The following is a 6,714-nucleotide window of genomic DNA, read 5'->3' on the forward strand; positions in this document are numbered from 1 at the left end:
GTTCCGCTGCGGCGAACGACTTCAGCGCGATGCTGCGCAGTTCGTCGTGGAAGACGAACGAACGGTCGAGCGTGACGGTGTCGGGCTCGTCCGCCTTCGGCTTCCGCCTTTTCAGGATGCCGCTGCCGACAAGGTGCTCCAGCGTGCGCTCCACATCGGCGGGATCGAGCTTCGAACGCCGGGCAAGCTCGCCAGGCGCAAACGGTTGGTCGGGAGCCGCATAGACGACCTTCAAGAGCTTTTGCACCTCGGGGGCAAAAAGAAAATCTGCGGCACTCATTTTTCTGGATCCGGATAAAAGGATCGCATTATCGGGATCGCCGGTCTAGAAGAGCCCGCGCTGCATAGTCGTCAAGGCCATGAAGCTCTCCCCGATGGGCTGAAGAATGGCGTCGGCGATCGGCTGGAGCTGCCGTGTGAGGTAGTGTTCGTAGTCGATGCGCGAATGGCGGGTTTCCAGCGGCTCCGGCCCGTTCTGCGTCATCACGTACTGGATCCAGCCGCCTTTCTGATACTGCCTGGGCCGACCGATGCGGGCGTTGTGTTCGTCCGCGATGCGCGCGGCGCGGACCTGCGGCGGCACGTTGACCAGGTAGGCGTCGAGCCGATGGCGCAGGCGCTTGCGGTAGATCAGCAGGTCGTCCTTGGCACCCGCCAGCGTCGACCTCGCATAGTCGGTCACGAACTCCTTGTAGGGCTCGCCCTGGAAGATGCGTGAAAGCAGGCCCTGCTGGAACTGCCGCGCGAGCGGAGTCCAGTCGCTGCGCGCCATCTCCAGGCCGCGGTACACCATCTCCTCCTTGCCCGCGGCATCTGCACTGAGGCCGGCGTAGCGTTTCTTGCTGCCGACCTCCGAGCCGCGGATGGTGGGCATGAAGAACTTCCTGTAGTGGGTGTCGACCTCGATCTCGAGAAAGCTCTCCAGGCCCTGCTCCTCCCGCAGCGTGCGGGTCCACCAGGCATTGATGTCGGCGGCCAGGCTGGCCGCGACGGCGTGCGCCTCTTCGTTGCCGTGGGTGCGCTTGAGCCAGACGAAGATGGAGTCGGTATCGCCATAGATGGCTTCGTAGCCCCGCTGCTCCACGAATTCGCGCGTGAGCTTCATCATCTCGTGCCCGCGAAGGGTCACGGCGGAGACCAGCTTGGGGTTGAAGAACCGGCACTCGGCCGCGCCCAGCACGCCGGCGAAGGAGTTCATGAGCAGCTTCAACGCCTGCGACAGCGGCTCGTTCTTCGCCCGCTTGGCCTCGTCCCGGGCGCGCCAGAGCGTGGTCACGATTTCGGGCAGGCAGTGCCGGTCGCGCGAAAACACGGTCCCCTGCGGTCCCTTGACGCGCGCGGCCGGTTCTTCGCTGGCGTTCGAGCCCTCGACGAGTCCCACCGGATCGACCAGGAAGGTCCGGATGATCGAAGGGTAGAGGCTCTTGTAGTCCAGCACCACGACGGAGTCGTAGAAGCCCGGCTTCGAATCCATCACGTAACCGCCGGGATAGGCCTTGCTCGGGATCTCGCCCACATTCGGCGCCACGTAGCCCAGGCGGTGCATGCGCGGCATGTAGTGGTGGCTGAACGCGGCAATGGAGCCGCCGAAGTGGTCGGCCTGCAGGCCCGTGGTCTGGGCCCGTTCCATCACGAACTGCAGCAGCTTGGCCTTGTCGAAGATGCGCAGGACCAGCTCGCAGTCCCGGATGTTGTAGAGCGCGAGCGCGGGCTTGTCTTGCTGGTAGCGCCGCTCGATCTCGGCCATCTTGTCGTACTCGTCGCCGATGGCCTTGCCTTCGCCGAGCAGCGCCTGCGAGACGGTCTCGAGGCTGAAGGACGGGAAGCTCCACACCGCGGCCTTGAGTGCGTCAATGCCGTCGATGACGACCCGGCCCGGCGTGGGCGCGAACAGGTAGCCCTGCTTGCCCGGATGGGTGCGCCATTCGATGGGACGGCGCTCCCGCCCGAGGAGGAGCTGCACGCCGCACTCGTCGGCTGTCTTCTGCAGCACGCGCAGGTCGAACTGGATGACGTTCCAGCCGATGATGACGTCGGGGTCGTTGCGCTCGAACCAGTCGTTGAGCTGCTCGAGCATGGCCCGGCGCGACGGGCAATAGACGAGCGAGAAGGCCATGGGCTCGCTCGATTCAGGGGGCAGGTCCGATGGCGGCTCGCCGAGCATGAAGACGACGCGCTCCGGCGTGCCGTCCAGCGCAATGGAATAGAGCGCTTCGTGCTGGCTCGTCTCGATGTCCAGCGACACGAGCTTCAGCACCGGCCGGAATTCGGGCGCGGGCTTGAGTTTGCAGTCGACGATGGTCGCGCGCTCCGCCCGCCCACCTTCCACCCGCACGCCGGCGGTGATGAAGCGTTCCATCAGGTAGCGGTCGTGCGGGCGCACGTCGGCTTCGAGCAGGGGAATGTCCTGCGCCTGGAGGGCGCGTGCCAACCGGCCGAGCTGGCGGAAGTGCGTCGCATAGACACCGAGGACCGCTTCCTGCTGGAAGGTCTTGAGGGCAAGTTCGCGCAGCTGCATGCCCGGCATGGCCGCGAGGTGGGCTTCGACCGCCGCGCGGTGCCGGGCGGCGACGAAGGCGACGCTGCGCCGGGAGGTCAGCACCACTTTCCTCGGCCCCGCGTCGGTGGCCAGCCAGTACTCGATCTCCGTGCCGGCGGACGCGTCGCGCCAGTGGCGCGTGAGGATGAAGCCCTGGAGGTCGGTGGATGTCACGAGAGCGCTTGAAAATTCGGGCAAGGCGGGAGGGTGGACGGGGGCACGGGCGATTTTCGCCCGGCAGCGGGACTGGTTTGGCAGAATCCAGGCAACTTCACTTCCTCCACGAACATGCTGCGCCTCGTCCTCATGACTGCGTTGAGCCTCGTCACCGTGGAGGGAGCGGCTGCTCAACCGGCCGAGCCGCGGCCGGCCGAAGCCGCTGCAGAAGCAGCGCCGGTGACGACGTATGCACGCCTCGTCTCCGCCAGCCAGGAGGACGACGGCAAGCTGTATGTCCGACTGAAGCTGCTTCCGAGGGCCAAGCTGCCCTTCACGGTCCAGAGGTTCAGGGTGAGGGACCGGACGCTGCTGGCCGGCATGGCGGAGGGTTCGTGGGTGAGGTTCACCGCGAAGCACATCGATGGCGAGAACACATTGACCTCCATCCAGGCCACCGCCGAATGCAAGCGCTTCCAGAAATGCGGCTGAGGCTTCGGCCTGCCCGGAGGTGCATCATTGCGGGCACCATCCCGCGCACGAAGGAAAACCCATGCCCTCCTCCTCCACCGACTACGAATCGCTGTTCGAGTTTGCGCCGATGTCGCTCTGGCTCGAGGACTACAGCGGGCTGCGCCGGCTGTTCGACGCGTGGCGCAGCGCCGGCGTGGTGGATCTGGTGGCGCACCTGAATGCCGAGCCGCAGCGCGTGCGCGATTGCATGGCGCAGCTGAAGGTGCTGAGCGTCAACCAGAGCACGCTCACCCTCTTCGGTGCGCAAAGCCAGGCCGAGCTGCTCTCGAAGCTGGGCAGCATCTTCCGGGACGACATGACCGCGCCGGTGATCTACGAGCTCGACCAGCTCTGGCGCGGAAATCTCTGCTTCGACAACCAGACGGTCAACTACGCGCTCGACGGCCGCCGGCTCGACGTGCACGTGCGCGTGCAGGTGCTGCCCGGACACGAGGCCACATGGGATCGCGTGCTGGTGTCGCTGGACGACATCACCGAGCGCGTGCAGGCCGAGCGGCTGCGCCTGGAGAGCGAGCGCTATGCGCGCGAGCTGTTCGAACGTTCGCCGGTGTCGCTCTGGGTGGAAGACTTCAGCGCCGTGAAGATCCTGCTCGACGATGTCCGCAAGCGCGGCATCAGCGACTTCACGACCTTCATCAAGGTGCACCCGGAGTTCATCACGCGCTGCATGCGCGAGATCCGCGTGATCGACGTCAACCGCGAGACCCTGCGCATGTTCGGCGCGGCTGACAAGAACGAGCTGCTGGAGAACATCTCGGACATCTTCCGCGACGAGATGCACGACTCCTTTGCCGAGCAGCTGCTGGACCTGTGGAACGGCAAGATGCTGCAGCAGCGGGAAGTGGTCAATTACGCGCTGACGGGCGACATGGTGAACATCCACATGCAGTTCGCGGTGCTCGAAGACCGGCTCGCCACCTGGGACCTGGTGCTGGTGTCGCTGATCGACATCACGGCCCGCAAGAAGGCCGAGGCCTACCTCGAATACCTGGGCAAGCACGACGTGCTGACGCAGCTGCGCAACCGCGCCTTCTTCTCGGAAGAATTGAACCGGCTGTCGCGCAAGGGCCCGTGGCCGGTGTCGGTGCTGGTGATCGACATGAACGGCCTGAAGCCCGTCAACGACGAAGAAGGCCACGCCGCCGGCGACGCGCTGCTGCGGCGCGTGGGCGAGGTGCTGAGCAAGGCGGTCGACGAGCCCGGCTGGCCCGCGCGCATCGGCGGCGACGAGTTTGCCGTGGTGCTGCCCAAGACGGACGAGCGCGGGGCGGAGGCGATCCGCGACCGCATCGCTTCGATGCTCGAGCTGAACAACCAGTTCTACGCGGGGCAGAGCGGACGGGTGCTGAACCTCGCAATCGGCCTGGCGACCTGCGAGGCCGGCGACCAGCTCGATGCGGCCCTGCAGCGCGCAGACCGCGCGATGTACGAGGACAAGGCCCGCCACTACCGCGAAACCGGGGCCGAGCGCCGCCGCGAGTAGGGCGCTCGGCGGCGACGCCGGCTTTCACTCCGCGTCGAGCCGGTCCCGCCGCATCGCGCGCCAGAGCGCGAGGTCGTAGCCGATCTTGAGCAGCCCGCAGGCTATGAGCGGCAGCGAGATCCATCCGGCCGCGAACAGCGCGCCGCTGAGCGTCGGGCTGATGGCCGCGGCCAAGCTGCGCGGCACGGCGGTGAAGCTGGCCGCGGCGCTGCGTTCGGGCGGCGTCACGACCGCCATCACGTAGGCCGTGCGCGTGGGCACGTCCATCGACGACAGCGCGCTGCGCACCATCAGCAGGCCGAGCGCGATCGGCAGATTGGGAGCCAGAGCGGCCAGCACCAGGCAGACGTTGGCGGGCAGGTGCGTGAAGACCATGGTGTTGAGCAGGCCGATGCGCCGGGCCACCACGGGGGCGGCAAGCTGCGACGCCGCGCCCAGCAGGCCGGTCCAGAAGAAGAACACGCCGGCCTGGGTCAGCGAGAAGCCGAAGCGCTCCAGCAGCCACAGCGACATCAGCGCGTTGACCATCAGGCCGCCGGCAAAGGCGTCGACGCTGAAGAGCGCCGCCAGCCGCACCACCACGCGGCGCGACGGCCCGAGGGGCGCCGGTGCCACGGGTGCGCTGCCCGCCTCGTGGGCGCCGGCGTGGTCAGGCAGCTTCCGGTAGAGCCAGAAGACCGCGAGCCCGATCGCGGCATAGACCGCGAACATGCCGCGCAGCGCGTCGGGCCGCGCGAAGTGGCTGTGCCGAACCAGCCAGTCGGGCACGGCGGCCGCGAGCGCGCCCAGCGCCGCGCACAGCGCGCCCAGCAGGCTGTAGCGTGCGAACAGCGAGGTGCGAGCATGGCCCTGCGCGGCAGCCGCGAGGCGCGCGTGCTCGAGCGGAAGGAACACGCTGACGTCGCCGGAGCTCGGATTGAGCGTGCCGACCAGTGCGACCACCAGCAGCGGCCAGAACGAGGACAGGCCCGCAAAGCCCAGCCCGGTCGCGGCCATCAGCAGGGCGGCGCCGCGCAGCAGCCGCCCGCCCGCGAAGCGGTAGCCCCAGGCGCCCACCGCGAGCGTGGCCAGCGCCGAGCCCAGCATGGTTGCAGTGCTGACGATGCCGACTTCCAGCGTGCCCAGGCCGATCGACAGCAGGTAGGCCGGCAGCAGCACCGCCATGTAGCCGTCGCCGAAGGCACGCAGCCCCCGCGCGGCGAGCAGGGGCAGTGCGTCGGCGCTGACGCCTGCGGGCAGCAGGCGCGCCAGTCCGGTGCGCGGCGAAGGCGATGGCGCCGCGTTCATGGGCTGGGCTCCACGGCGTGTGCGGGGGGTGTATCGGGCAGGGCGGTGTCCACGGATGGCTCCATCACGGGTTGCCAGCGCTTGGACGGGACACCGTCTGGTTGTGCAGGCCGGGAGGCTGTTTTCCCGGTGAAAGCATGCTAGCAGACCATCGCGGTACGTAGTTCCCCTCAGCTTCTCGTCAGATTGCGATCAGCTCGGCAAAAGACCATTCGACCGTCCGGACTTCCATCCGGATGGAGACAAGCCCGGGCGGAGTTCACCCGCGCCGGTGGCGTTCGACAACCCCCAATACATCGGGAACGTATGAGAAACAGAAATCTTGTCAGGGGACTCTTCCTCATGGCAATTGCGCTGGCCTTCGGCCTCACGGCGCTTCGCTACCCCATCGGAGACCTGGGCCGCGCCGGCGCGGGTCTTTTCCCCGCCATGGTGAGCGGCCTGCTGCTGCTGATCGGCGTGGCGACGGTCGTGCGCTCGTTCTTCGTGGAGCCGGTGAAGCTGGACCTGCACTTCAAGAACATCGCGCTCATCCTCACGAGCCTGTGCGGCTTCGCGCTGATCTCGATGTACCTGAACATGATCGCGGGCATCGTCTTCATGGTGTTCTGCTCGGCCTTCGCCGGCAGCTCGAACTCCTGGGTGCGCAACCTCAAGATCTCGGCCGGCCTGATCGCCATGGCGCTGGCGCTTCAAAAGCTCCTCGGCCTCAACC

General features: G+C 67.2%; 5 protein-coding genes and 1 pseudogene. 3 read left to right on the forward strand and 3 right to left on the reverse strand.

Going from position 1 to position 6,714, the window contains the following annotated elements; genetic code table 11:
* Together AC1DOC_RS13410 and AC1DOC_RS13415 are read right to left on the reverse strand one after the other, a co-directional pair.
* A pseudogene (locus AC1DOC_RS13410) lies at positions 1-235 on the reverse strand (hypothetical protein); the annotation flags it as partial.
* A gap of 90 nt (positions 236-325) precedes the next feature.
* Positions 326-2,713 carry a DNA polymerase II gene (locus AC1DOC_RS13415; RefSeq protein WP_478080268.1) on the reverse strand — a complete coding sequence of 796 codons (2,388 nt, stop codon included), beginning with the start codon at positions 2,711-2,713 and terminating at the stop codon, positions 326-328.
* A 114-nt stretch (positions 2,714-2,827) separates the two neighbouring features.
* On the opposite strand from AC1DOC_RS13415, the gene AC1DOC_RS13420 reads away from it, so the two are divergent.
* Both AC1DOC_RS13420 and AC1DOC_RS13425 read left to right on the forward strand, forming a co-directional pair.
* A complete protein-coding gene (locus AC1DOC_RS13420) occupies positions 2,828-3,187 on the forward strand; it encodes a hypothetical protein (protein ID WP_478080269.1) in 360 nt (119 codons plus the stop codon).
* Between the two features lie 61 nt (positions 3,188-3,248).
* Positions 3,249-4,712, forward strand: coding sequence for a sensor domain-containing diguanylate cyclase (locus AC1DOC_RS13425; RefSeq protein WP_478080270.1), 1,464 nt, complete (start codon positions 3,249-3,251; stop codon positions 4,710-4,712).
* 24 nt (positions 4,713-4,736) lie between these two features.
* Here the strand turns inward: AC1DOC_RS13425 and AC1DOC_RS13430 are convergent, their stop codons facing one another.
* Positions 4,737-5,999: an MFS transporter gene (locus AC1DOC_RS13430; RefSeq protein WP_478084547.1), complete on the reverse strand. Its 1,263-nt coding sequence runs from the start codon at positions 5,997-5,999 to the stop codon at positions 4,737-4,739.
* Between the two features lie 342 nt (positions 6,000-6,341).
* Between AC1DOC_RS13430 and AC1DOC_RS13435 the strand changes: the two genes are divergently transcribed.
* Positions 6,342-6,714: tripartite tricarboxylate transporter TctB family protein (locus tag AC1DOC_RS13435; RefSeq protein WP_478129916.1), on the forward strand; the 373-nt coding region annotated here is incomplete at its 3' end.

Source organism: Variovorax sp. 01T439_2 (genome assembly GCF_056398445.1).

Excerpts from the sequence above, each read along its gene's own strand:
- AC1DOC_RS13420 (WP_478080269.1), top strand. The coding sequence starts at position 2,828 with ATGCTGCGCCTCGTCCTCATGACTGCGTTGAGCCTCGTCACCGTGGAG.
- AC1DOC_RS13425 (WP_478080270.1), top strand. The coding sequence starts at position 3,249 with ATGCCCTCCTCCTCCACCGACTACGAATCGCTGTTCGAGTTTGCGCCG.
- AC1DOC_RS13430 (WP_478084547.1), bottom strand. The coding sequence starts at position 5,999 with ATGAACGCGGCGCCATCGCCTTCGCCGCGCACCGGACTGGCGCGCCTG.